The 21671-nt window shown below is 43.3% G+C and carries 36 protein-coding genes; 6 read left to right on the forward strand and 30 right to left on the reverse strand.

Annotated elements, in window-relative coordinates:
• Positions 1-9 precede the first annotated feature (9 nt).
• From NST25_RS17530 to NST25_RS17565, 8 genes are all read right to left on the reverse strand, one after another.
• Positions 10-426, reverse strand: a complete 417-nt coding sequence (locus tag NST25_RS17530) for a hypothetical protein (RefSeq protein WP_340391976.1) — start codon at positions 424-426, stop codon at positions 10-12.
• A 103-nt stretch (positions 427-529) separates the two neighbouring features.
• Entirely contained in the window at positions 530-802 is a 273-nt protein-coding gene (locus tag NST25_RS17535) for a hypothetical protein (protein ID WP_340391978.1), read from the reverse strand.
• A complete protein-coding gene (locus NST25_RS17540; RefSeq protein WP_256721021.1) occupies positions 799-933 on the reverse strand; it encodes a hypothetical protein in 135 nt (44 codons plus the stop codon). Before NST25_RS17540 ends, NST25_RS17535 begins: the two co-directional genes overlap by 4 nt.
• A 70-nt stretch (positions 934-1003) precedes the next feature.
• Positions 1004-1210 carry a hypothetical protein gene (locus tag NST25_RS17545; protein WP_340391981.1) on the reverse strand — a complete coding sequence of 69 codons (207 nt, stop codon included), beginning with the start codon at positions 1208-1210 and terminating at the stop codon, positions 1004-1006.
• A 464-nt stretch (positions 1211-1674) separates the two neighbouring features.
• Positions 1675-1905, reverse strand: a complete 231-nt coding sequence (locus NST25_RS17550) for a hypothetical protein (RefSeq protein WP_340391983.1) — start codon at positions 1903-1905, stop codon at positions 1675-1677.
• Between the two features lie 197 nt (positions 1906-2102).
• Positions 2103-2528 (reverse strand): hypothetical protein, encoded by a 426-nt coding sequence (locus NST25_RS17555; protein ID WP_340391984.1) that lies wholly within the window; start codon positions 2526-2528, stop codon positions 2103-2105.
• A 114-nt stretch (positions 2529-2642) separates the two neighbouring features.
• Positions 2643-3359: a hypothetical protein gene (locus NST25_RS17560; protein ID WP_340391985.1), complete on the reverse strand. Its 717-nt coding sequence runs from the start codon at positions 3357-3359 to the stop codon at positions 2643-2645.
• On the reverse strand, positions 3356-3838 hold the full coding sequence (locus tag NST25_RS17565; RefSeq protein WP_340391987.1) for an ASCH domain-containing protein: 483 nt from the start codon (positions 3836-3838) through the stop codon (positions 3356-3358). Before NST25_RS17565 ends, NST25_RS17560 begins: the two co-directional genes overlap by 4 nt.
• A gap of 141 nt (positions 3839-3979) precedes the next feature.
• Here NST25_RS17565 and NST25_RS17570 point away from each other — a divergent pair, with 141 nt between their 5' ends.
• Positions 3980-4372 carry a hypothetical protein gene (locus NST25_RS17570; protein ID WP_340391989.1) on the forward strand — a complete coding sequence of 131 codons (393 nt, stop codon included), beginning with the start codon at positions 3980-3982 and terminating at the stop codon, positions 4370-4372.
• Between the two features lie 179 nt (positions 4373-4551).
• On the opposite strand, the gene NST25_RS17575 is transcribed toward NST25_RS17570, so the two are convergent.
• The gene (locus tag NST25_RS17575; protein WP_340391991.1) at positions 4552-4779 is read right to left on the reverse strand and encodes a hypothetical protein; all 228 of its coding nucleotides are present in this window, start codon (positions 4777-4779) and stop codon (positions 4552-4554) included.
• Between the two features lie 120 nt (positions 4780-4899).
• Here NST25_RS17575 and NST25_RS17580 point away from each other — a divergent pair, with 120 nt between their 5' ends.
• Positions 4900-5259: a DUF3888 domain-containing protein gene (locus NST25_RS17580; RefSeq protein WP_280752890.1), complete on the forward strand. Its 360-nt coding sequence runs from the start codon at positions 4900-4902 to the stop codon at positions 5257-5259.
• Between the two features lie 52 nt (positions 5260-5311).
• Here the strand turns inward: NST25_RS17580 and NST25_RS17585 are convergent, their stop codons facing one another.
• The 17 genes from NST25_RS17585 to NST25_RS17665 form a co-directional block, all read right to left on the reverse strand.
• Positions 5312-7090 carry a DNA cytosine methyltransferase gene (locus tag NST25_RS17585; RefSeq protein WP_340391993.1) on the reverse strand — a complete coding sequence of 593 codons (1779 nt, stop codon included), beginning with the start codon at positions 7088-7090 and terminating at the stop codon, positions 5312-5314.
• Positions 7087-7353: a hypothetical protein gene (locus NST25_RS17590; protein ID WP_076306099.1), complete on the reverse strand. Its 267-nt coding sequence runs from the start codon at positions 7351-7353 to the stop codon at positions 7087-7089. The genes NST25_RS17585 and NST25_RS17590 overlap by 4 nt, the downstream gene beginning before the upstream one ends.
• Before the next feature lie 35 nt (positions 7354-7388).
• The gene (locus NST25_RS17595; protein ID WP_235219503.1) at positions 7389-8066 is read right to left on the reverse strand and encodes an HNH endonuclease signature motif containing protein; all 678 of its coding nucleotides are present in this window, start codon (positions 8064-8066) and stop codon (positions 7389-7391) included.
• A gap of 140 nt (positions 8067-8206) precedes the next feature.
• Entirely contained in the window at positions 8207-8509 is a 303-nt protein-coding gene (locus NST25_RS17600; RefSeq protein WP_036684300.1) for a hypothetical protein, read from the reverse strand.
• Positions 8502-9035: a Holliday junction resolvase RecU gene (locus NST25_RS17605; RefSeq protein WP_076306101.1), complete on the reverse strand. Its 534-nt coding sequence runs from the start codon at positions 9033-9035 to the stop codon at positions 8502-8504. The genes NST25_RS17600 and NST25_RS17605 overlap by 8 nt, the downstream gene beginning before the upstream one ends.
• Positions 9019-9177, reverse strand: coding sequence for a hypothetical protein (locus tag NST25_RS17610; RefSeq protein ID WP_175618927.1), 159 nt, complete (start codon positions 9175-9177; stop codon positions 9019-9021). The genes NST25_RS17605 and NST25_RS17610 overlap by 17 nt, the downstream gene beginning before the upstream one ends.
• Positions 9174-9434: a hypothetical protein gene (locus NST25_RS17615; RefSeq protein WP_076303890.1), complete on the reverse strand. Its 261-nt coding sequence runs from the start codon at positions 9432-9434 to the stop codon at positions 9174-9176. Before NST25_RS17615 ends, NST25_RS17610 begins: the two co-directional genes overlap by 4 nt.
• Positions 9435-9600: 166 nt before the next feature.
• Positions 9601-10575 carry a hypothetical protein gene (locus tag NST25_RS17620; protein WP_340391998.1) on the reverse strand — a complete coding sequence of 325 codons (975 nt, stop codon included), beginning with the start codon at positions 10573-10575 and terminating at the stop codon, positions 9601-9603.
• Positions 10576-10608: 33 nt separating this feature from the next.
• Positions 10609-10977: a hypothetical protein gene (locus NST25_RS17625; RefSeq protein WP_340391999.1), complete on the reverse strand. Its 369-nt coding sequence runs from the start codon at positions 10975-10977 to the stop codon at positions 10609-10611.
• The gene (locus tag NST25_RS17630; protein ID WP_076104498.1) at positions 10977-11375 is read right to left on the reverse strand and encodes a hypothetical protein; all 399 of its coding nucleotides are present in this window, start codon (positions 11373-11375) and stop codon (positions 10977-10979) included. Before NST25_RS17630 ends, NST25_RS17625 begins: the two co-directional genes overlap by 1 nt.
• Positions 11365-11838 (reverse strand): hypothetical protein, encoded by a 474-nt coding sequence (locus NST25_RS17635; protein WP_340392001.1) that lies wholly within the window; start codon positions 11836-11838, stop codon positions 11365-11367. The genes NST25_RS17630 and NST25_RS17635 overlap by 11 nt, the downstream gene beginning before the upstream one ends.
• Positions 11828-12136, reverse strand: a complete 309-nt coding sequence (locus tag NST25_RS17640) for a hypothetical protein (RefSeq protein WP_340392004.1) — start codon at positions 12134-12136, stop codon at positions 11828-11830. Before NST25_RS17640 ends, NST25_RS17635 begins: the two co-directional genes overlap by 11 nt.
• A 25-nt stretch (positions 12137-12161) precedes the next feature.
• The gene (locus tag NST25_RS17645) at positions 12162-12860 is read right to left on the reverse strand and encodes an ORF6C domain-containing protein (protein ID WP_340392005.1); all 699 of its coding nucleotides are present in this window, start codon (positions 12858-12860) and stop codon (positions 12162-12164) included.
• A 6-nt stretch (positions 12861-12866) separates the two neighbouring features.
• On the reverse strand, positions 12867-13142 hold the full coding sequence (locus tag NST25_RS17650; protein ID WP_340392006.1) for a hypothetical protein: 276 nt from the start codon (positions 13140-13142) through the stop codon (positions 12867-12869).
• Between the two features lie 4 nt (positions 13143-13146).
• Complete coding sequence (locus tag NST25_RS17655) at positions 13147-13347, reverse strand: hypothetical protein (protein WP_076306103.1); 201 nt, start codon at positions 13345-13347, stop codon at positions 13147-13149.
• A 58-nt stretch (positions 13348-13405) separates the two neighbouring features.
• Positions 13406-13609, reverse strand: a complete 204-nt coding sequence (locus NST25_RS17660; protein WP_076306104.1) for a helix-turn-helix domain-containing protein — start codon at positions 13607-13609, stop codon at positions 13406-13408.
• A 19-nt stretch (positions 13610-13628) separates the two neighbouring features.
• On the reverse strand, positions 13629-13862 hold the full coding sequence (locus NST25_RS17665; protein WP_076306105.1) for a helix-turn-helix domain-containing protein: 234 nt from the start codon (positions 13860-13862) through the stop codon (positions 13629-13631).
• 151 nt (positions 13863-14013) lie between these two features.
• Here NST25_RS17665 and NST25_RS17670 point away from each other — a divergent pair, with 151 nt between their 5' ends.
• The 3 genes from NST25_RS17670 (at position 14014) to NST25_RS17680 (ending at position 17451) form a co-directional block, all read left to right on the forward strand.
• A complete protein-coding gene (locus tag NST25_RS17670) occupies positions 14014-14670 on the forward strand; it encodes an XRE family transcriptional regulator (protein ID WP_076306106.1) in 657 nt (218 codons plus the stop codon).
• Between the two features lie 30 nt (positions 14671-14700).
• Entirely contained in the window at positions 14701-15903 is a 1203-nt protein-coding gene (locus NST25_RS17675; RefSeq protein WP_340392013.1) for a tyrosine-type recombinase/integrase, read from the forward strand.
• Positions 15904-16107: 204 nt separating this feature from the next.
• Complete coding sequence (locus NST25_RS17680) at positions 16108-17451, forward strand: amino acid permease (protein WP_340392015.1); 1344 nt, start codon at positions 16108-16110, stop codon at positions 17449-17451.
• Between the two features lie 119 nt (positions 17452-17570).
• Here the strand turns inward: NST25_RS17680 and NST25_RS17685 are convergent, their stop codons facing one another.
• Entirely contained in the window at positions 17571-17711 is a 141-nt protein-coding gene (locus tag NST25_RS17685; RefSeq protein ID WP_340392018.1) for a hypothetical protein, read from the reverse strand.
• Between the two features lie 83 nt (positions 17712-17794).
• Here NST25_RS17685 and NST25_RS17690 point away from each other — a divergent pair, with 83 nt between their 5' ends.
• The gene (locus tag NST25_RS17690) at positions 17795-18463 is read left to right on the forward strand and encodes a hypothetical protein (protein WP_340392019.1); all 669 of its coding nucleotides are present in this window, start codon (positions 17795-17797) and stop codon (positions 18461-18463) included.
• A 265-nt stretch (positions 18464-18728) separates the two neighbouring features.
• Here the strand turns inward: NST25_RS17690 and NST25_RS17695 are convergent, their stop codons facing one another.
• Genes NST25_RS17695 through NST25_RS17705 form a run of 3 tightly spaced genes read right to left on the reverse strand, consistent with a single transcriptional unit; the run spans position 18729 to position 21571 of the window.
• The gene (locus NST25_RS17695; protein WP_076128292.1) at positions 18729-20180 is read right to left on the reverse strand and encodes a nicotinate phosphoribosyltransferase; all 1452 of its coding nucleotides are present in this window, start codon (positions 20178-20180) and stop codon (positions 18729-18731) included.
• 51 nt (positions 20181-20231) lie between these two features.
• Positions 20232-20771 carry an isochorismatase family cysteine hydrolase gene (locus tag NST25_RS17700; protein WP_076194688.1) on the reverse strand — a complete coding sequence of 180 codons (540 nt, stop codon included), beginning with the start codon at positions 20769-20771 and terminating at the stop codon, positions 20232-20234.
• A gap of 29 nt (positions 20772-20800) precedes the next feature.
• Complete coding sequence (locus NST25_RS17705; protein ID WP_036688055.1) at positions 20801-21571, reverse strand: NUDIX domain-containing protein; 771 nt, start codon at positions 21569-21571, stop codon at positions 20801-20803.
• Positions 21572-21671 lie beyond the last annotated feature (100 nt).

Below are 21671 nucleotides of genomic sequence, written 5' to 3' on the forward strand. Positions count from 1 at the left end.
TAACGGCCGTTATAATCCAAGTACTGCTAATAGGGCAGCCTTGCAGCGCTGTTCTGGAGTGGCATGTACCATATCAAATCCTTTATTACCAACAATCAATTGCAGCTCTGTCATGTAATATCCGATGTACAGGGGTGCATCAATCGCCATTTCTTTGATTCTTTCTTCCACTTCCCATGCCTCGGATATGTCTTCACCGAACCGCGGACAATCCAGCCAAGCCTTTTCCTCCGAATTTCTCCATTCTGCATTGTGCCATGTGCCCTTCATTGGCTTCCATGCTTCATATCCAAACCAACCGATCAACAGCCGAAGCTCAGGAAAGTTTTCCTTACCGATAACTTTGGCTTTGAATACATGCTCTGCAACCACTGGACCAAGTTCAATCGGGTCCATCGCCAGTATCTCTTCCCTTGTGAGTGTCATTGGTTATCTCCTTCCTCTGATCCAGTTTTTTATAGGACGTTTTACCAAATCCTCGAACAGTAAGGCAGGTAAGAGCCATACCCATTCGTACCACTTCACATCATCAAATAGGTTCATCATCGGCTGCGCCCTCCTTGGGTGCTGGGGTATCAGGGTAAAGGGTGGATAAAATATCGTTACATTCCTCGTGAATTCCTCCGTAGTAGAAGTCATGAGCGCTGTTTTCTTCTCGAAGCTTTTCCACAAATGCTTTCAGTTGTTGTTCCCGGGCCTCCGCATCATTGGCGCGCTTCTCCTCATCCAGATGCCACATTTTGTATTGGTCCCGTTCACCTTCCATCAATCCTAGTTCCTTTTGCCAGTCCCTTTGTGTCATTGGGCTTCCTCCCCATAAACTGGTTCGAGTCCGATAACCTCAATTTCACCTATCATTTCTTCTTCACTCATTGAATCAAGTACATACGATGGATAATTTGCACCTTCTAATATTGTTCGGTTAGCATTCATCTCTTATATCCTCCTTGTGGGATAGGAGGGCTATTAACCCTCTCTGTCCCTGTATCTTCGTACTCCGAAATTAATCTCCATCCACCATTCTCAATTTACTTTCAAACTCTAACTCTTTGCCATTTTTCACTTTCCAATAACGCAGATTTCCATTCGCCATTCTTAATTCATAGGCTTGATGACATTTAGATGCGTCCATACAAGCAAAATTCTTAACTCCGACTTCGTTCACTTCTACTAAGAACTTCTCTTCAATTTGCTTCGCTGTCAATCTCAACTTAGCACCCCCTATTACATAGTTTGCGTCTACTCTGTCTTTGGGAGAGGAGGGATACTCCTACTCCCTTAATGATCTGAATGATCTCTTACGGCTCGCGCCTATTCGGTCGTTACGGTGGCCTGTCGGCCGTTTCTTGGTACTGTTCAGTAGCTTTACCAACTACCCAGCCGTACCGAATAGGGATAATCTGAATTTCTCTCCCATTCCTCGCTGTCACGTATTCGCTTAAATTCACGAAGAGATTCTAACGAATTATTTAGGTCTTCCCTAAAATCTTCTTTTTCCCCATCCTCCTGTGCAATCGAAAGCTGAAAGAGGTTCCATAGGGCATTACTTACAAGATGTGCTTGCTCCATCAAATCATATCTCTGACTGGTAGCAGCTCCTGTATTCATTTGATTTTTGATTCAGGCACAATATTTGAGTACTGCTGAATCTCCCATAGAATTTTCCGTTCTGTTTTATTCATTGGAATCTCCCTTTATTAGCGAACTCTCAAGCCTGATACGTTCTTCACTGGATATGCAATTTTCAATAATCTCTTTATTTGATGGAGACTTACCATGTTCAGCAATATACTCAATTACAAATTCACCGATCTCTTCCCGAAAGTCTCCCGCGAATGGGCCGTTAGGGTCATCACCTGCCAGTGTTTCGTATTCCTCTAGAAACGTTCTTCTATAGCGCACCATTCATCACTCCTCTAGGTCGTGGCGACTAGAATAGGAAGTATTCTCTTTGCCGCAGGATGGGCAAAATGGAGGATAGGAATAACTCCCGGAAGTGAAGAACACTTCTTCACATTCAGCATCTAAACACTTTGCCTCAAACAGAGACTCATTCTCTGAAATCGGAATCACACGAAGTCCTTGCGTAGTAGTGAAGGTTTTCATTTTCTGGATCCTTCCTCGACCTGGGATAGCGTGATATATGCCGCCTCTGCCCTCTCTCGTGGGCTGGCGTTATTAATTTTTGCCGCAGTCATGAAGTCCAGCAGTTGATTGGAAAACTCTCTTTCGTACACCAGTTCACCAAACATGACGATTAAGAGATTTTGTATATATCCACTAACATCAACTCTAGTAGCCTTTACCTGTACCTCTAGGCTGGCAGCAGGGTCTCCCGTAAACCATGGTTCATCAAGCCAAGCAATTGCCTCTGTTGGTCGTTCAATTGTGCTGTAGTCACCCGTAGGATCTACTAACATGTAATAGCATCTCTCTGGGACATCCTTGTCATAGTGGTAGACTGTGTACCCCATCAACTCCGCCAGCGCCCGATTAAGCTGCTGGTCTGTCATCTTTACCTGTGTCATGGCTTACCCTCCCCGATCCAGTCCGTTACAGCCCAGTACACTTCGGCAGGCAAGTTATTTCCCATTTGAGCGCTGACCATTTGTACACGAGTGCAATTCAATTTGACTGCCAATTCAGCAAAATTCAGCCTCTCTATCTGTCTCTTTCGATACAATGCTTCTTTTTGTTCTATCGTCAATTTCATGCCTTGTCGCTCCCTTCCTCACATACGTAGTCACACGGTACACTACACACAAATAAATTCCCGGCCTACTTGGATGGTCTATAAGGTGTTGGTTGCCACATGTGGGACAGTTTGGAGTAACCGGCATTGTCGTCCCTTCCTTCAACAGTTCACGTGCTTTACTTCCTCTGTCGCTCGTAACCTTTGATTGACCTCTACCGAAGCTTGGCAGTGACCAATGTTCTTGATTCGCGTAGAACTCAAGCGCCTTTCGTTGCCGGACTATGATCTGCTGTGCCTCTACTAACTCAGTGTCGCGTTCCCTTAACTTCTCATTAGCACGTTTTTGAGTATCCTCGCGGTTGAATTCAAGTGACTTAACATACAATTCGAGTTTCCCAATACGTTGTTGTGACTCTTCTAGAGCAGCCAGCACACGTTCATCTTCTGAAGGTAAAACGACCTTTTGCAGAAATTCAGGTGCGAATGATCCGCTGTACCCTTCGAGGAATACTGAATCCTGTGCAAATACTCCGTTCCCTCGCGTAAACTGATCTGTCTTGCACGTCCATATCTTTCCCGGTTCTTCCTCGGATTCAATGCAAGTGTGCATTACGACACGATCACCCTTTTTAAGCTTGTTCTCTTCTATCCTTACTGGTGTCATGACTGCACCCCTTCCCAGTTCCAGAGACCTTGCTGTCCCTTGGCTGGGATCGGAATTATCAGACGCTCAACATTAGTCAACTCCCATGCATATCGTCCACGGTCATAAAAATCGAATTGAAATTTATTTGATTCTTTCCCCAGCCAAATCTTTGGATATCCATCTTTCATCAAAACTGCGTCACCGGTATGGTCGATGTGTATCTCGTAGCAATCTACCAATTCGGCAGTTGCAACAACACACCCCGCGTGCATCCTCTCTAAGGCCCTTGAATTGATGGTGAACTTTTCATAAAAGCAGTTCATGATGGAGTTCTGTACATTTGTAGAGAGCGTCCTTAGCATTAAATGAGGCTCCCTTTTACTTGCGTGGATTGCAATCTGCCCGCGATAGTTCGTCTTCCACTCTCGCGTTTCATAATGTTTCCCTCCTATTGCAATCAATGATGCCCACGGTTCGTGTATGGTTATGGCCTTCATCTCTTTCCCGCCTCTCTCTTAAATATGTCTACTATTACAAGAATGTAAGTTGTATTTGTATCCATATATTGTTTAGTATGCAGTTTTCTTTTTTGCAAATGATATCGTTATATCACAACAAAAAAGGAGAGTGTCTAAACAATGCTGTCGTCCATTTCTTATAGTCCAGCTAATAATTCAGATGAATACAACGAACTGCTTCGTCAGAATCATGAAGGGCTTATTCTTTCCTCTGAAGATTTCGAGAAATTTCTTATTGAAGAGAAGATCACATTAAAACCTGATGTTAAAGATAATTTCTTAAAAGATTTAGTATTTCTTAATGGGGGATTTACCACAGCGAATTATGCTGTGCTAGCAAATGAACTAACCTTTCAACAATTCAATGACCTTCTTTATCGATTTGGCTTTTCCTTGGAGTTTTTTTCAGACCATATCGATTATAGATGCGTTCAAGATGACCACAATATGTGGGTTTGCAAAGCAGAAAAAGGGTACATTTGCAATTCCGAAAACTGTAAATGGAAACCTTAAAATCTCTCTGAAGCCATTTTATTTAGAACGATCAAGTGAAAACTAACACTAAAAATTGATTTATTCAAACCGCCTGTTAAATCACGCAGGTGGTTTGTTTTTATTTAGAATCAACCTTAAATGTATGTCCGACCTCATCGCGTCTGGTGTAAATGATGGGGTTATCGCAATACTTACATTCAGGGTGCATCGGCTATCCCTCTGACTTTCTTCAAAAATTCAGTAGCAAACCCACCACTAAAACCTTCAAGCAACACTACCTCTGATCCGCACAAGTCCCACGGTTCCGATTTCACCGTCCATACCTTATCCTTATTTACTTCCTTCCGAGCTTCGTAGCATGTATGCATCATTACTTTGTCTTCCGGTTTCAGTCCTGATTTTTTGAATTTTGGTTGTTTTGCCATTTCGTTTTTCTCTCCTTATGGGCTATGCCCTTATGATGTCTTTGTAAAATTAATGTGTTCTCTCTTTTTTGGTAAAAGTTATGAGTTTCGGAAATACTGTTACAAAAGGAGGTTGACCTTTTGAAGAAGAAGATTTCTGTTGGTATATTGTTAAGCAGCCTTTTGCTGTCTCCTAAAATTAGTGCTAACCCAGATGACCAGGAACTGCTCTGTAAGCAAGCTCTCCTCAACGCATTGAATCCTACTATCAGCAACGCAGTAAATGGATATTATGGCTCTCCCCAGCAATTTGGCATCTATGACGCAGAGGTAATTAAAATCGAACGTGATCAAAATGGAGCTTTCTTATTCAATGTAACCGTCAGGGTCAAAACTTTTACAGGCCCTCATAATCCCCCATATGGTATTGAGACAATGACTATAGCGATTGATTCGGCATATCCCATGGTGATTGACTATAAACATCAAGATGAGAAATAGAATTATCTTTAAAAGGCGGATGCTTTAACGGTACTGGTACTGGAGGTCCTGGCTAAAGGCTAAACTCCATCTGGCCCACAACAGACCTATAACGTTCCAAAGCCAGATGCTGCCCAGATCCTACACACATTTCTGGTAGGTTTGCTTTCACAAGTGCCTTAGCAAATGGCGGCGGTACAGCATTTCCACAACGGGCAACCTGTGCGCTCTTGGAATAACGTTTGCCATCAGCATCCACTTTAATGATGTAGTTGGACGGGAACCCTTGAGCTGCGAATAGTTCATGTGGCTCAAGCATTCTCATACCGATATCTACTATCTGATATTCCACACCATGGATCGTGACTAGCCCAAATCTATCTTTGGTAACTACCGTTTGCAGGGGATCTGATAGATCCTGTCCTACGCTAGAACCGTAATAAGCAATCAGGAAGGCTCTAACCTCTCCGATATGCAACCCTCCTGCGGTCACTGTATGGACTGGCTCATCTGTTGCATGTCCGATATTAGTTCCCCGTAACTTGACCATATGGCTTGTAACGATAGCATTATGATCTACCGTTGTGACTGTAGAAAGCGGTTCGTCTGCTGCGTTCCCTGGTCCCTTATATCCGCCACCATAGTGCTTAATCAAGCAAGCTGCGGCAAGAGCGAACTTGTTTCCAGCCGCTGTAATCGTGCCGACCGGTTTATCAAGATCAAGAGCTCGTGGAGCTTGTCCCTCCCTTTCGGTGTAGCCCATTTGAATTAGTGTAGGGCTAAGCAGCATGTGATGACTTCCAGTTGTTATCGTCCTGAGTGGTTCATGTGGTGGACTTCCGGGATGGCCGGTAGTATTGACCCCCAAAATCGGAGTCACAAGCAAGTGTTCTGCTTTGGTAGTGATTGTAGTTAATGGATCTTCCACTTCGTATTGCAGGCGGTCCCCACCAAATCCAGTCTGACCAATACGAGCAATATAGGGAGTTACTAGACCCCAACCATTCTTTGACGTGATAGTCTTAAATGGTTCTTCGATAGAATCGCAATAATGATGATTAGATCCACTATGATTCACTCGCACTATAAACGGATTAGTATTATTGATTACAAACTTCTGAATCCCCCGAGCGATTCGACGTAAAGTGTTATCTGCCAATGGCTTTTTACGTTCAAATATGGATGGGCAAGGAAGCGACCAATCAATAATCTCAGCAGCCGTTCTCCATGGTGCACGCTTGCCGGCTAACACTTCCTGACTATCCGGGGCTCCGTGCGTGGGTTCCGGCCAGACTATCGGGCGTCCATCGCGGCGAGCAATTAGAAACAGTCGTTTACGAATTGTTGGCGCTCCGTAATCACATGCTCTCAGTTCACGCCATTCCACGTTATATCCTTGACGGCGTAGAGCGTTGACGAAGCAATTGAACGTCCGTCCCTTTTGATCAGGATCGGGATAACCGTCTTTCATCAGCGGTCCCCATGTTTTAAACTCTTCAACATTCTCCAACATGATCACCCGAGGACGTACCGTAGCTGCCCATCTTACTGCGATCCATGCAAGCCCTCGAATGGTCTTTTCTACAGGTTTTCCACCCTTGGCTTTACTGAAGTGCTTGCAGTCGGGTGATAGCCAAACCAATCCTACTGGACGACCTGCTGCAATTTCTCGGGGATCAACGTCCCACACAGATTCACAGTAATGTTCAGTTTCTGGATGATTCGCACGGTGCATGGCTATAGCTGCTGGATCGTGGTTAATCGCTATGTCCACTGAGCGTCCAGTTGCAAGCTCAATCCCTGTGGAAGCACCTCCGCCACCTGCGAAGTTATCAACGATGATTTCTTTCATACTCCCAACTCCCGCATTTCTGCATCCTCTGTAGCATCCAAAGTGATTGATGGCATGCCATCCCATAACTCTCGAATCTCATTAGCCTTAGCAATTACTGCTGCTTTCTGCTTTGGTGTTAATACGATATCCATAGCCTCTTGATAATGGTTTTCTGCCTTGGTATAAGCTCGGGTATGCAGTACATTCATGTACTTCCAAAACTTTTCGTTACTCAAAGATTTGATTCGCTGGAAGTGTCTGCGACGTTCAGTTTCTGTCATCAATACCACCCTTTCCACGTTGTTATATGAACTAACTAATCTTCAAATCGGTCATTAGGATGGTAAGATCCCTGTGCTGCATAGCCATTAAGAGCATCAGTAAACATCGCGGTGAAGATATTCAAATCCTTAGTTTCAAACGACTCCAGCAATCTAAGCTCCTTTGCTCGAAGCTCCCGACCGGCTGCCGTTGCGATTAGATCCGCTATAGGTTCAATCTGCTGCAATCGTTCTTCTTTTACCTTCTCTAGTTCCATCTGCTTATTTAGCTTGTGATTGTATTCGTCCCAATCTTGTTCATCAAACCAAAAGTAATCACCGTATTTATTCCAAAACACTGAAATCCAGTACTGCAAGAGCTCTTCATCCGTTTGGATAATGTCATGGCAGACCCCACAAAGGCGTAATCCATTTGTCTTAACTCCCCTGCCCTTTCTTCCTCGTGGCATTACATGATGTGTTGTTGTATCCGGGGCAGTTTTACAATGTGAACATTTACCGTCAGCCTCTGCAATCAATTCCTTAATTACTGCCGCTGGAAACTCACAGCGCTGTTTTGAACTTTTACCTGGCTTGTGATCTGCGAATATCTTTTGCTTCAAAGGAGATACCTCTTTCTTCTCCTTCTTCCGCTGCCCTAAGCTGCTTGTCTTCTTGGGTTTCTCTTGTTTCTGCGGTTTCCAGAAAGTTTTATGAGGGGTTTCTTGAACCATGCTACACCTCATCTCTCTTTGATTTTGTTTAGTAGGTTGTTCTATAGATAATTGCTCTGCCTCCCACTCACATTCAGTACAACGATATAAGTCCGGAGTTATTTCCCTCATATCTGATCCACACTGGAGACATACCAGAATCATGATCCTCTCTCCGCTTCTGCAAGTTCGCCTGGCGTGAGCTGGCTTACTTCGATCTGTTGTTTATCCCGAGCGTACAATGGAGCATAGCTATAAGGTGGAATTGCATTTCGTACATGAAGATAAGCAATAGGCTGTTCGGTAGCTTCCACATGAGCTTTAAGTTGCGCACATCGATATTTTGGTAGGATTGCCCAACCTTTGGGACGTTCTGGACGCCATCCGGGACCGCCTGTGATATAAAGTGGCTTACCACATTCTGCAGCTTCGTTACGGGTCAGCCAGCCATTTCTATCAGGCATTCTTCTGAGTGTCCTCGAACCAAACTCTATCAACTGTAGCTAAATAATCTAGTGGCATGCTTCGTCCTGAACTAACTTCATAGGCATCTATCTCCATGTTATCTAGTGTCATGCTCTTACGGCCTCCACGAGCTGCCTCAGTCTTATAAGCTCTCAACGTAGTGAATGGTAATAAGTACGTCTTTCGTTGCTTTCTAAACTCCACCAGCACGAAGCATAGAGCTCCGAACTTATGACACTTCTCTAGATGCTCGTACTGATGATCCTCAACCTTTTTTAGGTCAAATCTATCAAGCTCTTGGATTGACTTAGCTTCGAAAAAAATAGCTCTTCCACGATAAATTCCATCATAGTCAACAGTTGATTTTGCCTCAAAGAATCCTGCGAGTACCTTTGTTCCTTTACTTCTTGTTACTTTTACTGGGGTTGATCGCTTATTGATCACGGCTAATTCTCTATGTTCATAGGATTCATTTGTGAAATTAATTAAGTTTTCAAAAGCTGCACCTCTATTTCCTTGAGCCATCTTTACCACCCTTTCTAGGAGTCCGCGGCGGATCAAGTACATAACGCATATCATCAATCATTAGTACGCTCGGGGCATCCTCATGCATTTTTGCAACTGTTACGATCTTTTTATATTTCTTACCAACCTCGTAATGTGTCATTTCGAATCTTTCCTCGCTCTTTTTGGGGATTCTAATTCACGTTTTTCAGCTATTTGGTCAATCATGTCCTCAATCTTTGCCCGTACAACTTTTTGACTAGTTGATAACCCAACACCTGCAGTTGATGCCTCTGAGATAATTTTAGCTACGATATGGTCAGCTGCGGCCAGATGTTCAAAAAGTCGATATTCCAAGGATTCAAAGATTCTATCGAATTCATTTAGCAAGTATTTCTCCCGGCGTTCAGCAGCAGTCATAATCACCACACCTTTTCTCGCTTGCGATTGACGAGTAGCATTATAAGCTTTTTTATTTTTTCTCTAGCTATGAGTTCTTTAGTTGCGTGGATTCGTATGTCATAGTCAAGTGATTCATCGTTTATGATCTGCAAAAGTTCAGCGTCAGTTCGACAATTAAGAAAGGTCATCGATGTTTTGCCTCCTTCTGTTCTCTTTCTCTCGCCGCTTTCATTTCCTTTGCCCGTTGCATTGAACGTTCTAATTCTTCAGCGCTAACCGATTCAGCACCGGCATTTGTTGTAATTTCAAGCTTTGGCTTTCCACTCGGTGTACTGCTATTTCGTTTTGTCTGCTGTTGTGCTCTCATATGGGTTAGTATTTTTGGATAATGTTCTCTGAGATTAGTTGGGCTAAATATGATTGTCCGGTAAAAGTTTTCGTTCAGACCGTATTTGATAACCTCGCCTAACTCAACCTCTGAGATCTTATCTCTTTCAAGTATTAATCTGAATGTGTCCGCCCAGTTCTGAAAGTTAGGCTCCTTGATTAAATGGCTTGTCCCAAGTTGGAGAGCATTCTCATAGGCCAATTCATGAAATCGTTTAGCCAGCTTATAGACTCTGTCATCCTCGGAATAAACGCGTTTAGCGTTTTTCTGAGAGGAAGATTTTTTTAATTCTTTTTCTTGTTCATTCTTGTCATTCTTTACATTCTTGTTTATATTGTTGGGTTGCCGTTGCTCTCGCGTAGGCTTCGCGTCCGTTTCGTCATTGCCTTCGTCGTTGCTTTCGTCCTCACCAGAATCTTGATAAACGCTGTAGTTAAGCACTTCTACAAGCATTCCGTGCGTTGCTTTCGTAGTTGCAATCATCGTTGCTTCCGTGTCGCTTTCGTGACCCCCTCCATCAGGTTTTCGTAGAAAGCTCAAAACCTGATAAACTTGATCCTTTGTCGGACGTTCCACTCGGGCTCCTACATGCCATTTACAAGCTTCGATGATATCGGGTATAGAGGTACTGATTTGCCCTCGTTTAAGCCCCTTGTACTGAGCATGTTGCGCTGAGATAAGCAAATACATCCAGACCTTCAGATACAGCGGCGGCTTATCCCAAATGGTGCTTTCTATAATCTTTCGATGTAGTTTGATCCAGCCGTCCATTTCACCACCTGCTTACTTTTACATTTTCATGAACTACCCAGCATCAATTGCTATATCCCGGCAGTTACGCGAACAGTACCATGCACCCTGATACTCATAGACATTTTTCTTCGAGTAAATTCTTTCTCTACAACAGACACAAACCCCAATAATCTTTTTGTGCGACCTCTCCTTTTCAGATGTTGTTTGCTTTGTTTTTTTCATAGCCTTTTCAGGTTCCGCTTCGATAGAACGTTTATCAATCCATTTCAGCGCTATCCTTAAGCCTTCTATCGTTCTATTTCTCTTGGAACACGGCTTGCCGCATTTTCGTATATAGTTTGACTGGTCTTGGTAGGCAATTCTCAGTTCTAGGCGTATCCTTGCACGTTCCGCCAAGCGTTTTGAATCTACTTTTGCCATCAAAGTCCGCCTCCTAGAGTCCTATTCTCGCGATTAGCCTTCAGGTGTAGTTCAAATAATTGTTGTAGTAGAGATTCATGCTCGTTTTTCCACATCTTTCTTTCTTCCATAGCTTCAGCCTCTAACATCCTCAATTCCTCTACAGCTATTTCAGCGCGTGTTTCCTTATCTCCGGGTCCTGGTTCCATCTTGGCGCGAGCATAGGTGGATTTCCGAAGTGCGTATATCCGCCAATACTCTCCCTCTCTCACAGCTGCCACGCGTCCCATGAGCATATGCGCTTTAGTCAGTAGTTCAATCTTCATAATGTCCGCGCCAGGGGCGTTTCCATCGTACTGATCAGCTTGGGCGCGTAGTATCTTGATATCCTTGATATACTGCTTAATATCAATGTCCATTTGACTCAGCTCGATCTTTTATTAATTTGTTACCGAAGCAATGATAATTACAGATATGACCGCCATGGGCTGATAGATGTACCTGGCCTTCAGGAATAATTTTCTCGCAGGCTAGACAGCTAAAATTACCGTTGGTCCAGCCTGAAGTTACTTTCTCACGCTGTATCTGACGCTCTAAAAAGTCTCTTCTCCTTTGTTCTGGAGTTCTCATCCATTCCGGATAATTCATCGTTTTTAAAGCAAGGTCTAGCGACTCTTCACGCATGTCCTTTACATATTTAGAGTGATCTATTGCAGCACGTTCTTGAGCCGTGAAATCCATCCCATCAAGGATGGGATCGGCATAGGGTTGGCGTTTATGCATAGATAAAACTGCATTAAATAAACTTGTAGATTGGATTGTAACCTCATATTTTCGTCCAGTTACATCTACCATAGGTAAATTCCAATCTTTAGCTTGCATTGCTTTTTCCTCCAAATGCTGATAGACTGTCCTTAATTAAATTTGTTTTGCACGTGACTAGCTCCCCGGCTCCTACCCCGGTGGGCTGTTTTTCATTTAATCGGCCATCTCGGAACTTGTCTAAGGCGATTTCATCCCAGACTTTCAGCAACTTATCCCGACATTCCCGCCGATTTTGAGCAGCAAATAGATAGATATTAAAATCTATTTCTCTTCCCCGTAACAACGCATCATCTTCAATTGTCTTCCAAAATGCAACCTCTTCGCGAAGATCTGCAACAACTGTATGCTTGTCCATAAGATCCCTCCTATTCTTGATGAGTTCAAAACAACATTTGACCATTTGCTTGTTCAATCTGTCTCATTAGGTTATTGGGTGGATTCCAATGTGGAACGTAGTTAAGCGCACGATCATAATCTTTAATGAATGTGTTGTTATATGAATTGATCTCAAAGAACTCAGTGAATTCATTCCACAGCGCTGAATATACTTGCGTCCGAAGGCTGCTATCCTTATAGGCGGCTGATTTCTTTCCACCCACGATTTCTAAAACTCGCTTGTTCCCTGCCTTTTTTAGTGTTCGTTGCTGCCCGTAATCAATCGTTGTGCGGTTTTCTAAATGCTCTACCCGATCTTCCATTTCTTTAGTTCGAATATCCAGCATTAGAATTGCTTGTAACTCTTTACTAGCCCCTACGAATGGATTCTTGAACTTCTCTTCCATTGCTTCGAACTTGGTAACATATGCAGCTGTGAAGAGTATTCCTTTTTCGCCAGTCATTTTATTGGCAACCATGTCGCATCCCTTACGAGTAAGTTCAAAGCAACCGAAATTCTTGTTATTGCCTTCCACCTTGTAAATGCTCGGGATAAAGAAATCCTGAGAACGCAATTCTGCGTTTTCTAAAACTCGGATATATCCTGAGATACTTCTTAGCAGATCACTGTGCCTAACATCCGTCATTATCGCTACTTCACGGCTGTTAATTGTAACTGGCGCCTTAACAATTTGTTTATGCATGAATCGCTACCTCCCTTTACTCCTAGCTGCTCTCCTATCTTTCGCGTTAATGGAGTCGCTAGGGTATCCGATATTTAATCGCTGAATTGGCGTGTGTCCTTCTAGATTCTTGTTTGCGGCTTGAGGATCGTATCCGATACTTTGCGGCTTGCCGTGTTTTCCGAACAACTCTTTACGCTCCATGTTATGAGCTGTGCGGCAATGATTAACTGTGATTACTTCACCTGTATGACCGCAAGTGGGGTAAGGGCATCTGACTGTGCTGCATATGATTACTGTCACGTAACTAAACCTCCTTACCTTCACCTAGAGAAGCTATATACCTTACTTCTAAGTCATCTATGAGTGCTAACATACTTGGATTATCTAACCAGTTACGACGAGTGCGGTCTGCGAAGTCTTGTATTTGCTCTGGCGTACAGCCACGATTCAAACAGTTTTGAAATATTGTTGCCAAATCAGGGTATCTACTTTTCTTATTACTCATGGGGTAACTCCTTTCAGGTATAAAACCCTATGATGTGGTTATGATGGCGGATAGAGGGCTACACCTGAGAACTGCAGCTTGCCCTCTCTTGTTCGGCAATCCAGTGAATCAAAGTTGACTTTTGGATACGACGCACTTTACGAACCTTGATGCTTGGAATATCCCCTTCTTTACACCAACGATAGACAGTGTTGCGAGTGACGCCTAGATATTCAGCAATTTGTTCAGGTGTACAAATTTCCGGTAAATTTGTGAGTTCCATATTAGTACTCCTTTTGTTGCTAAATCGCAACATTTTGATTAAAAAATTTTGGGAATACCTCTTCAAGAGTCATCTTGAACTTATGCGCAATTTTGACAGCTTCTTCAAGAGTGATATCCCTATCCCCTCTTTCTGACCTCAGATAAGTTTCTTTGTTGACCCCAAGTAAATCAGCCATTTCTTGAACTGGAACTTTTATCAACACTCTCCTAATATAAGCTAATTCGGCGTATCGGGTCTGTTTCGCTTCCATGTCTTCACCTCCTAGCGTGTTTCAATCGTAATACAAACGTTGCGGTTTTGCAACATTAATTATTCATTTTATCGTTTATGATATTTTTCGCAACGATTTTGTTGCCAAATAAGTATTACTGTTGTATATTTATTTCAGGAGGTATCAAAAAATGGACATATTTAGTAAGGTCTTTTCAGAGTTGGTTAGCAAAAGTAACTATACAGACGCAGAATTAGCGAGACGGTTAAACGTTAATCGCTCAACTATAGGACGTTGGAAAAACGGAGATTTGTCCCCAAAATTACCGAAGCTAAAAGATATTGCTGATCTATTTCAAGTAAATCCCCTAATTTTCGTTGACGATCAATATAAAAAAACAGTTCTTCCCAAAGAAGCCATTCCTGTAAAGGGTACTTCCGTTTTAGTTCCGCTATATGGTTCAATTGCAGCTGGTTTGCCTCTTGAAGCTATCCCAGTAGAAGAATACATAGAAATCCCTGAAGAAATAGGAAGCTGGTATCCTACTGCATTCCTTCTCCGAGTTAACGGGGATAGTATGAACAAAGTTGTCCCTAATGGCGCTTACGCGCTCATTGATCCTTACAATGGTGAGGACGTTGTGAATGGCGATGTTGTAGCTGTGCAAGTAAACGGATATGAAGCTACCCTAAAACGATTCTTCAAATTACATAACACGGTTGTCCTTGAGCCTGATAGTTATAATCCGGATCATGTTGCTCAAAACTTTACATCTCCAGAACTGGACAGTCTCAGAATCATGGGTAAATTGGTGTGGTATATGTCTCCGCCAAACGTTAAATATTAATTTCCGTTCTTGAAAGGGGTGAATTTAAAAATGGCCAGAAAAGCAAAAGAACCTGTTAAGTACCCAGGGGTTCGCGAAAAAGATGGACGGTTCACTTATCGTTACAGTATTCAAAGTACAAGTAAATCGGGAAGAAAACAAAAGGAAACGCCTAGTTTTCCTACAGCCAAAGAAGCATATGAGGCAGGAATTCGGATTAAGGCCGAGCTTCTCAATGGTGTTTACTTCGAAGAAAAGGATATTTTATTTGATGCTTTTGCTGATGAGTGGTTACTAATGTATGCAGCTCCTGGAAAAGTGAAAAATTCTACTGTTGATATTAGGAGATGGGAATTAAAAAAGTGTTCCCCATATTTTGGAACTAAAAAAATTGGAGACATTACAAAATTAGATTACCAAAAAATGCTTGATGATCAAAAAAAGAAAGGAGCAGCAAAGAATTCAATCTCCCTCTTAAACACAACTTGCAAGATGCTTTTTAAGAAAGCTGTTGAGCTAGGAGTAATTAAAAACAATCCCACAAATGGCTCTGAACTCCCTGCATACACTGAAACTGTTGAAGATTTGGAAAACAAAACTGATCTTCCTCATTATCTAGAGCGTGATGAATTGTCTAAACTTTTGACCGTTATTAAGATCCAAGGTGAAACGCAGGATTACAACCTCTTCTTTTTATTGGCATATACAGGCATGCGAATCGGTGAATTAGCTGCATTAAAGGCGAAAGATATTAATAAGACTGAGGGCTATATTTCTATAACCAAGACCATTTACATGAAGGGTAAAGCAACTGAATTTTCCTTAAACACGCCTAAGACAAAGTCCTCTCGTCGAGAAATTGATATAACACCAAATGTTTTATCGGTATTGGAAAATCAATTAGCATGGCGTAACGAATTCAAGATGTCTCGGAGAAACGAATACTACGATAAAGATGACTTTGTGTTTGTTAATAATAAAAACTTGCCTGGATACCCTTTGAACATCATTTCATTGGACAGGAGGTTTAAAGATTATTTGGAACTTGCAAAATTGCCTTCGAACCTAACGCCTCATAGTTTTCGTCATACTCATGTCTCTTTATTGGCTGAAATTGGAATAGATATCGAGACGATCCAAGAAAGACTAGGTCACAGCAATGCCGCAGTAACAAGACGCATTTACTTACATGTAACAAAAAAAAGGAAAAAAGAAGCGTCAGAAAAGTTCGATATGCTCATGAAAGGTATATAAGTGTGGGGATTATGTGGGTAAATCATTGATTTTGTCTTATTCTATAAGAGGAATTTATCACATTCTTCATGATAAATATCACACACCGATGAAAAATCACCTCTATTTCTACAAATGTGTATCATTTATACTTTTCAACTAGTCCATTTCAGGATAAACTGATTCTTGGTGTAATTTTTTGAACCTACTTAGGAGGCATTAAATGTGAAGTCAAACGAAGCATCATTACAGAAAAAATTGCTTCCACGGCATATCAGCTTTATGGCGATGGGCGGCGTAATCGGTACGGGGATTTTTAAAGGAAGCTCTGAGACGATAAGCATTGCTGGACCTGGGGTTGTTCTCTCCTATGTATTGGCAGGCTTGCTGCTACTAGTCGTTATGGGTGCAATTGCCGAAATGGCCACGGTATACCCGAACAAAAATATGAAGGAATTCATCCGCGAGGCTTTTGGAGAACGGCTCTCCTTTATCGTGGGTTGGCTATATTGCTTCATGTGGTTGACTGTCTGCGTGATCGAAGTGCTGGCGGCAGGAAGCTTCTTGCAATACTGGTTACCGGATGTTCCATTATGGCTACTGAGTCTAGCAAGTGGTGCTTTAATTATTGGCATCAATATGATGAGTGTAAGCGGTTATGGAGAGACGGAGTTTTGGTTAGCAGGAATCAAAATAGCTATGATTATCATCTTTATTATTCTGGGAGCTGCATTATTGTTTGGGCTATTGCCTATGTCTGAAGGGACTCCCTATTTAAGTAATTTTACGGATTATGGCGGATTATTCCCACAAGGCTGGACACCTATCTTCTCTGCCCTTCTGGTCGTCATGTTCTCCTACGGCGGATCTGAGCTGATTGGACTAACTTTAACAGAAACTCAAGATGCAGAAAAAGTGTTGCCTAGAGTTGTCAAAAGCTTCATTTTACGTGTTATTCTGTTCTACACCATTCCAATTCTGATCATCTGTGGGTTAATTCCTTGGAATCAGCTTAGCGAGCATACCAGCCCCTTTGTGCAGGTATTAGCGGCTACAGGACTTAAGGGTGCTGACCATGTTATGAACTTCATACTGATTACGGCTGTGCTCTCTGCTGCTAACTCCGGTATCTACGGCGCCACACGGATGTTGCACTCTTTGGCTTCACAGGGTGAAGCTCCACGTAGCTTAGCAAAGACCTCAGCAAAAGGTGTGCCGATCAACAGTCTTAAACTTTGCGCTATAGTTCTTTTTGTTGGTTCTATGTTAGCGTACTTCGCACAGGATGGACTTTTCCGGCTGCTGATGGCTGTTCCCGGCTTCGTAGTAAGCTTGGTATGGATCAGCATCTGCCTATCACAGCTGAAGCTGCGGAAAACCTATCCTAAAGAGCCAAGCTTTAAAGTGTGGGGTTTCCCTTATATTACGATTTTGACGCTTATCTGTTTGTCGGTTATCACGATTTCCTTCCTTTTCGACACTCAGAACCGGATCAGCATAGGCACATGTCTGGGCTTCCTGCTGATGCTTACCATCTGGTCATTCGCTAAATTCCGAAAGAAGAACTAAACTATATATCTCGCACTTACATGAAAAAAGGTGTATCCATTATTCTTCGCGATCGCGTAGAACGGGGATACACCTTTTCTTATGGGACCGTTGATTTGCCTACTCGCATCGAATTCGCCCTATTCTACGGAATTTATACCGTTGATTTGCTCACTCACACCGGATGCGCCCCATTCTGCGGGATTTATACCGTTGATTTGCCCACTCGCACCGGACGAGCCCCATTCTACGGGATTTATACCGTTGATTTGCTCACTCACACCGGGCGCCTCATTCTACGGGATTTATACCGTTGATTTGCTCACTCGCACCGGATTCCCCTCCTTCTGCGGGATTTATACCGTTGATTTGCCTACTCGCACCGGATGCGCCTCATTCTGCGGGATTTATACCGTTGATTTGCTCACTCACACCGGATGCGCCTCATTCTACGGGATTTATACCGTTGATTTGCCTCCTCGTACTGGATTTGCCTCCTCGTACTGGATTCGCCTCATTCTGCGGGATTTATACCGTTGATTTGCTCACTCGCACCGGATTCGCCTCATTCTACGGGATTTATACCGTTGATTTGCCTACTCGTACTGGATTCGCCTCATTCTGCGGGATTTATACCGTTGATTTGCTCACTCACACCGGATTCGCCCTATTCTACGGGATTTATACCGTTGATTTGCCTACTCGCATCGGATTCGCCTCATTCTGCGGGATTTATACCGTTGATTCGCCCACTCGCACCGGATATGCCTCATTCTGCGGTATATATACCGTTGATTTACCTACTCACACCGGATGCGCCTCATTCTGCGGTATATATACCGTTGATTTGCCTACTCTCACCGGATTCGCCTCATTCTACGGGATTTATACCGTTGATTTGCCTACTCTCACCGGATTCGCCTCATTCTGCGGTATATATACCGTTGATTTACCTACTCACACCGGATACGCCTCATTCTGCGGGATTTATACCGTTGATTTACCCACTCGTACTGGATTCGTCTCATTCTAGGGGATTTACTTATTCTTTTGGGGTATGGTAATTTCTCGATGTACTTTAAGTAGTGTTCTGTTGCACAAAATGCAACGAAATCCAAATCAGATATACGCGGACAAACTAGCTAAATATACTTTCAGAAAATAAACTTACGGCGTTCGAAGTTAACAAACGCAAGCTTCACCCAACGTCAGCTTCACCCAAACGTCGGCTTCACCCAAACGCAAAAAAGCACGGGAATCTAATCTTCCCGTGCTTCTTTCCATCGAAACTACAAAACCTACTCTATCTCCGGCTGAATATGCTCCGCGATCAATTGTTGCTTGCTGGTCCAGACCTTCTCACTCAGATTCACCCGGTACACCTCTGGATTGAGCTTACGCAGATATTCCGGCCAGAACAGATCCTTCTGCTCCCGATGGTAACGGCGAACTTCATTCAGATCCGGCAAAGTATAGACCTGGAAGCCGTTCACGTAAATCGGCTCAAGCATAGGCAGCGCTTCATAACGCTCCACATACTTGTGCATGTATGGATGCAGCGGATTAAACAGCTTCACCCGACCGCCGTTTCGTGGAGCTTCCTCTTCCGGGAAGCAGATATAATCTGCTAGCGCTTTGCCATTTTTCCCGATAATCCGGAATACGTCCTTGCTGCCTGGTGTGGATACTTTTTCAGGGTTAGAAGAAATCTTGATTGTCGGTACCATTTCTCCAGTTGCGGACTCAATTTCTACCAGCTTATAGACCCCACCCAAAGAGGGTTGATCCGAAGCCGTAATCAATTGTGTGCCTACACCCCATGTGTCGATGGCTGCACCTTGCAGCTTCAGATCCATGATTGTATTCTCATCCAGATCGTTGGACGCCACAATCTTCACATAATCGAGCCCCGCTTCATCCAGCATATTCCGTGCCTGCCGGGATAGATAGGCCAAGTCACCGCTGTCTAAGCGGATACCGATCATCTTTTTACCTTGAGCTTCAAGCTTTTTAGCGGTTCTAATCGCATTCGGCACACCACTGCGCAACGTATCGAAGGTATCAACTAATAGTGTAACTTCATCCGGCATCACCTTGGCATAAGCATCAAAAGCTTCCTGCTCACTGCTGAAGCTCTGAACCCAAGAATGAGCATGTGTACCTTTGGTAGGGATGCCAAACATTTTACCTGCCAGCATGTTGGAGGTTGCATCAAAGCCGCCGATATAGGCCGCTCTAGCGCCCCAGACCGCCGCATCCGCTTCTTGTGCCCGACGGGTACCAAACTCCAGCAGAATATCATTCGGAGCTACCTGCTTGATTCGGGAAGCCTTTGTAGCGATCAGCGTCTGGTAGTTCATGAAGTTCAGAATAGCGGTCTCCACCAGCTGCGCTTCCATGATCGTCCCTTCCACACGGATTAGCGGTTCATCCGGGAAAATCAACGCCCCTTCTTTCATCGAATAAACGTTGCCCTGAAAATGAAATTGCAGCAATTCTTCCAAAAAAGCAGGAGCGTAATTTTCTTCTTGCTCCGACAAGTAACGGATATCATCTTCGGTGAAACGCAAGCCGCCGATGTACCCAACGATACGCTCTAATCCTGCGAACACGGCATAGCCGTTTCCGAAAGGCAATTTGCGGAAATAAGCTTCAAATACAGCTTTTCGCTTATGGCTTCCATTCACCCAGTGGGCATACATCATATTGATCTGATATTTATCTGTATGTAGCGCAAGTTCTCTCTTCAAGTCCTCATCTCCTAATATCCACGTTGCTGTATGTGTATGTTTTTTATAGTATTATGCCTTAACAACGTCTGCTCCTAAACTTCCCCGGAAATGATTTAGTGCCCATTTATGTCCATCCGCGTTGAAGCTGGCGACCGCATCTTCGTGCACAGTAATAGTAAAACCTTTGTTATATGCATCCACCGCAGTGTGCAAAACACATATATCTGTACATACGCCAATCAAATGAAGGTCAGTAATGCCACGTTCCCGCAGCTTAATCTCCAGATCAGTTCCACTAAAAGCGCTATATCGAGTTTTGTCCATCCAATAGATGGAATCCTGGTCAGCTTCATAAACAGTTTTCAAACTTCCATAAAGCTCCCGCCCTCTAGTCCCTCGTACATTGTGAGGTGGAAACAGTTTACTCTCGGGATGATAAGGATCATTGTCTTCATGTAAATCAACAGCCATTACAACATAATCGCCATTTTGGACAAACTCAGACGTTAATTGGCTGATTCTTGGCTCGATATCGATTGCAGGCTGCCCAACCGGTAAATTCCCATCGACAAAATCATTGGTAAAGTCAATTACTATTAGTGCTCTCATGAGAATCGTCCCTCCCCTGATTTAAGACACTACGTATAAATAGACAACAATGGCTCGTGATCTGTAAACATATACAGCTGAGCCGGGCGTTGTGAGTATTGATTGGAGCTGAGTGCATTGCCCTCTTCATCTCTCACTTCTTTTAATATACCCTGACGGCTGCGTGTTGACGTGATTTTACGAATAAAATTTGGCTCTTTAAATTCCGGCACTACTGTCTGAATCACCTGATAAAGCTCACTTAGCGTAAAATGTCTAGGCAAAAACTGTCTTGCTATCGTTGTCTGCAGCATTTGCTGTTGGATACGTACGTATGCATCCTTGATGATTTCATGGTGGTCAAAAGCGAGCTCCAGTTCTTCTAACGCTTCCTGTAACGTAAATAAACCCACTTCACCCGCATCGTCGGAAGCTTGTCTTTGCTCCAGCATCCACTCTTCTACTAAAGCGAAAAAGGCATGGCTGATAATCCATCCCCGAGGGTCGCGGCCAGGTGTACTATAAACCCCAAGATATTCTAAGTGACCTCCATCGACACCGGTCTCTTCTTTCAGCTCACGAGTTGCAGCATCATATATAGACTCATCTTCCTGACAGAATCCGCCTGGTAGAGCCCACATGCCTGCACATGGCCATTTTTTCCGTCTAATTAACATTACCTTCAACTCACGTAAAGGCAGCGTCTTGGTGACCGTCTTCCGTTCGCGTTTGGTCAGTGTAAACATTACAATGTCGGCCGGAACACCATCCGGTGTACGATATTTTTTGGCGTTATAGGTTAATTCCCCATTGTCGCTCATAATTGCCCCATCCTTTTCCGAAGCTGTAGTTTTACTTATTCGTATCTTTAAATGTACCAAACATGTTCTTCATAAATCAACAGATGAATTCCATTATTTT

It is taken from the genome of Paenibacillus sp. FSL E2-0190 (genome assembly GCF_037992965.1).
GTDB lineage: Bacteria > Bacillota > Bacilli > Paenibacillales > Paenibacillaceae > Paenibacillus_AQ > Paenibacillus_AQ odorifer.

What these genes read in the sequence shown, in the direction of transcription:
- NST25_RS17530 (WP_340391976.1), bottom strand. Translation starts at nt 426, where the DNA reads ATGACACTCACAAGGGAAGAGATACTGGCGATGGACCCGATTGAACTT.
- NST25_RS17535 (WP_340391978.1), bottom strand. Translation starts at nt 802, where the DNA reads ATGACACAAAGGGACTGGCAAAAGGAACTAGGATTGATGGAAGGTGAA.
- NST25_RS17540 (WP_256721021.1), bottom strand. Translation starts at nt 933, where the DNA reads ATGAATGCTAACCGAACAATATTAGAAGGTGCAAATTATCCATCGTAT.
- NST25_RS17550 (WP_340391983.1), bottom strand. Translation starts at nt 1,905, where the DNA reads ATGGTGCGCTATAGAAGAACGTTTCTAGAGGAATACGAAACACTGGCA.
- NST25_RS17555 (WP_340391984.1), bottom strand. Translation starts at nt 2,528, where the DNA reads ATGACACAGGTAAAGATGACAGACCAGCAGCTTAATCGGGCGCTGGCG.
- NST25_RS17560 (WP_340391985.1), bottom strand. Translation starts at nt 3,359, where the DNA reads ATGACACCAGTAAGGATAGAAGAGAACAAGCTTAAAAAGGGTGATCGT.
- NST25_RS17565 (WP_340391987.1), bottom strand. Translation starts at nt 3,838, where the DNA reads ATGAAGGCCATAACCATACACGAACCGTGGGCATCATTGATTGCAATA.
- NST25_RS17570 (WP_340391989.1), top strand. Translation starts at nt 3,980, where the DNA reads ATGCTGTCGTCCATTTCTTATAGTCCAGCTAATAATTCAGATGAATAC.
- NST25_RS17575 (WP_340391991.1), bottom strand. Translation starts at nt 4,779, where the DNA reads ATGGCAAAACAACCAAAATTCAAAAAATCAGGACTGAAACCGGAAGAC.
- NST25_RS17585 (WP_340391993.1), bottom strand. Translation starts at nt 7,090, where the DNA reads ATGAAAGAAATCATCGTTGATAACTTCGCAGGTGGCGGAGGTGCTTCC.
- NST25_RS17590 (WP_076306099.1), bottom strand. Translation starts at nt 7,353, where the DNA reads ATGACAGAAACTGAACGTCGCAGACACTTCCAGCGAATCAAATCTTTG.
- NST25_RS17595 (WP_235219503.1), bottom strand. Translation starts at nt 8,066, where the DNA reads ATGGTTCAAGAAACCCCTCATAAAACTTTCTGGAAACCGCAGAAACAA.
- NST25_RS17600 (WP_036684300.1), bottom strand. Translation starts at nt 8,509, where the DNA reads ATGCCTGATAGAAATGGCTGGCTGACCCGTAACGAAGCTGCAGAATGT.
- NST25_RS17605 (WP_076306101.1), bottom strand. Translation starts at nt 9,035, where the DNA reads ATGGCTCAAGGAAATAGAGGTGCAGCTTTTGAAAACTTAATTAATTTC.
- NST25_RS17610 (WP_175618927.1), bottom strand. Translation starts at nt 9,177, where the DNA reads ATGACACATTACGAGGTTGGTAAGAAATATAAAAAGATCGTAACAGTT.
- NST25_RS17615 (WP_076303890.1), bottom strand. Translation starts at nt 9,434, where the DNA reads ATGACTGCTGCTGAACGCCGGGAGAAATACTTGCTAAATGAATTCGAT.
- NST25_RS17620 (WP_340391998.1), bottom strand. Translation starts at nt 10,575, where the DNA reads ATGGACGGCTGGATCAAACTACATCGAAAGATTATAGAAAGCACCATT.
- NST25_RS17625 (WP_340391999.1), bottom strand. Translation starts at nt 10,977, where the DNA reads ATGGCAAAAGTAGATTCAAAACGCTTGGCGGAACGTGCAAGGATACGC.
- NST25_RS17630 (WP_076104498.1), bottom strand. Translation starts at nt 11,375, where the DNA reads ATGGACATTGATATTAAGCAGTATATCAAGGATATCAAGATACTACGC.
- NST25_RS17635 (WP_340392001.1), bottom strand. Translation starts at nt 11,838, where the DNA reads ATGCAAGCTAAAGATTGGAATTTACCTATGGTAGATGTAACTGGACGA.
- NST25_RS17640 (WP_340392004.1), bottom strand. Translation starts at nt 12,136, where the DNA reads ATGGACAAGCATACAGTTGTTGCAGATCTTCGCGAAGAGGTTGCATTT.
- NST25_RS17645 (WP_340392005.1), bottom strand. Translation starts at nt 12,860, where the DNA reads ATGCATAAACAAATTGTTAAGGCGCCAGTTACAATTAACAGCCGTGAA.
- NST25_RS17655 (WP_076306103.1), bottom strand. Translation starts at nt 13,347, where the DNA reads ATGAGTAATAAGAAAAGTAGATACCCTGATTTGGCAACAATATTTCAA.
- NST25_RS17660 (WP_076306104.1), bottom strand. Translation starts at nt 13,609, where the DNA reads ATGGAACTCACAAATTTACCGGAAATTTGTACACCTGAACAAATTGCT.
- NST25_RS17665 (WP_076306105.1), bottom strand. Translation starts at nt 13,862, where the DNA reads ATGGAAGCGAAACAGACCCGATACGCCGAATTAGCTTATATTAGGAGA.
- NST25_RS17670 (WP_076306106.1), top strand. Translation starts at nt 14,014, where the DNA reads ATGGACATATTTAGTAAGGTCTTTTCAGAGTTGGTTAGCAAAAGTAAC.
- NST25_RS17675 (WP_340392013.1), top strand. Translation starts at nt 14,701, where the DNA reads ATGGCCAGAAAAGCAAAAGAACCTGTTAAGTACCCAGGGGTTCGCGAA.
- NST25_RS17700 (WP_076194688.1), bottom strand. Translation starts at nt 20,771, where the DNA reads ATGAGAGCACTAATAGTAATTGACTTTACCAATGATTTTGTCGATGGG.
- NST25_RS17705 (WP_036688055.1), bottom strand. Translation starts at nt 21,571, where the DNA reads ATGAGCGACAATGGGGAATTAACCTATAACGCCAAAAAATATCGTACA.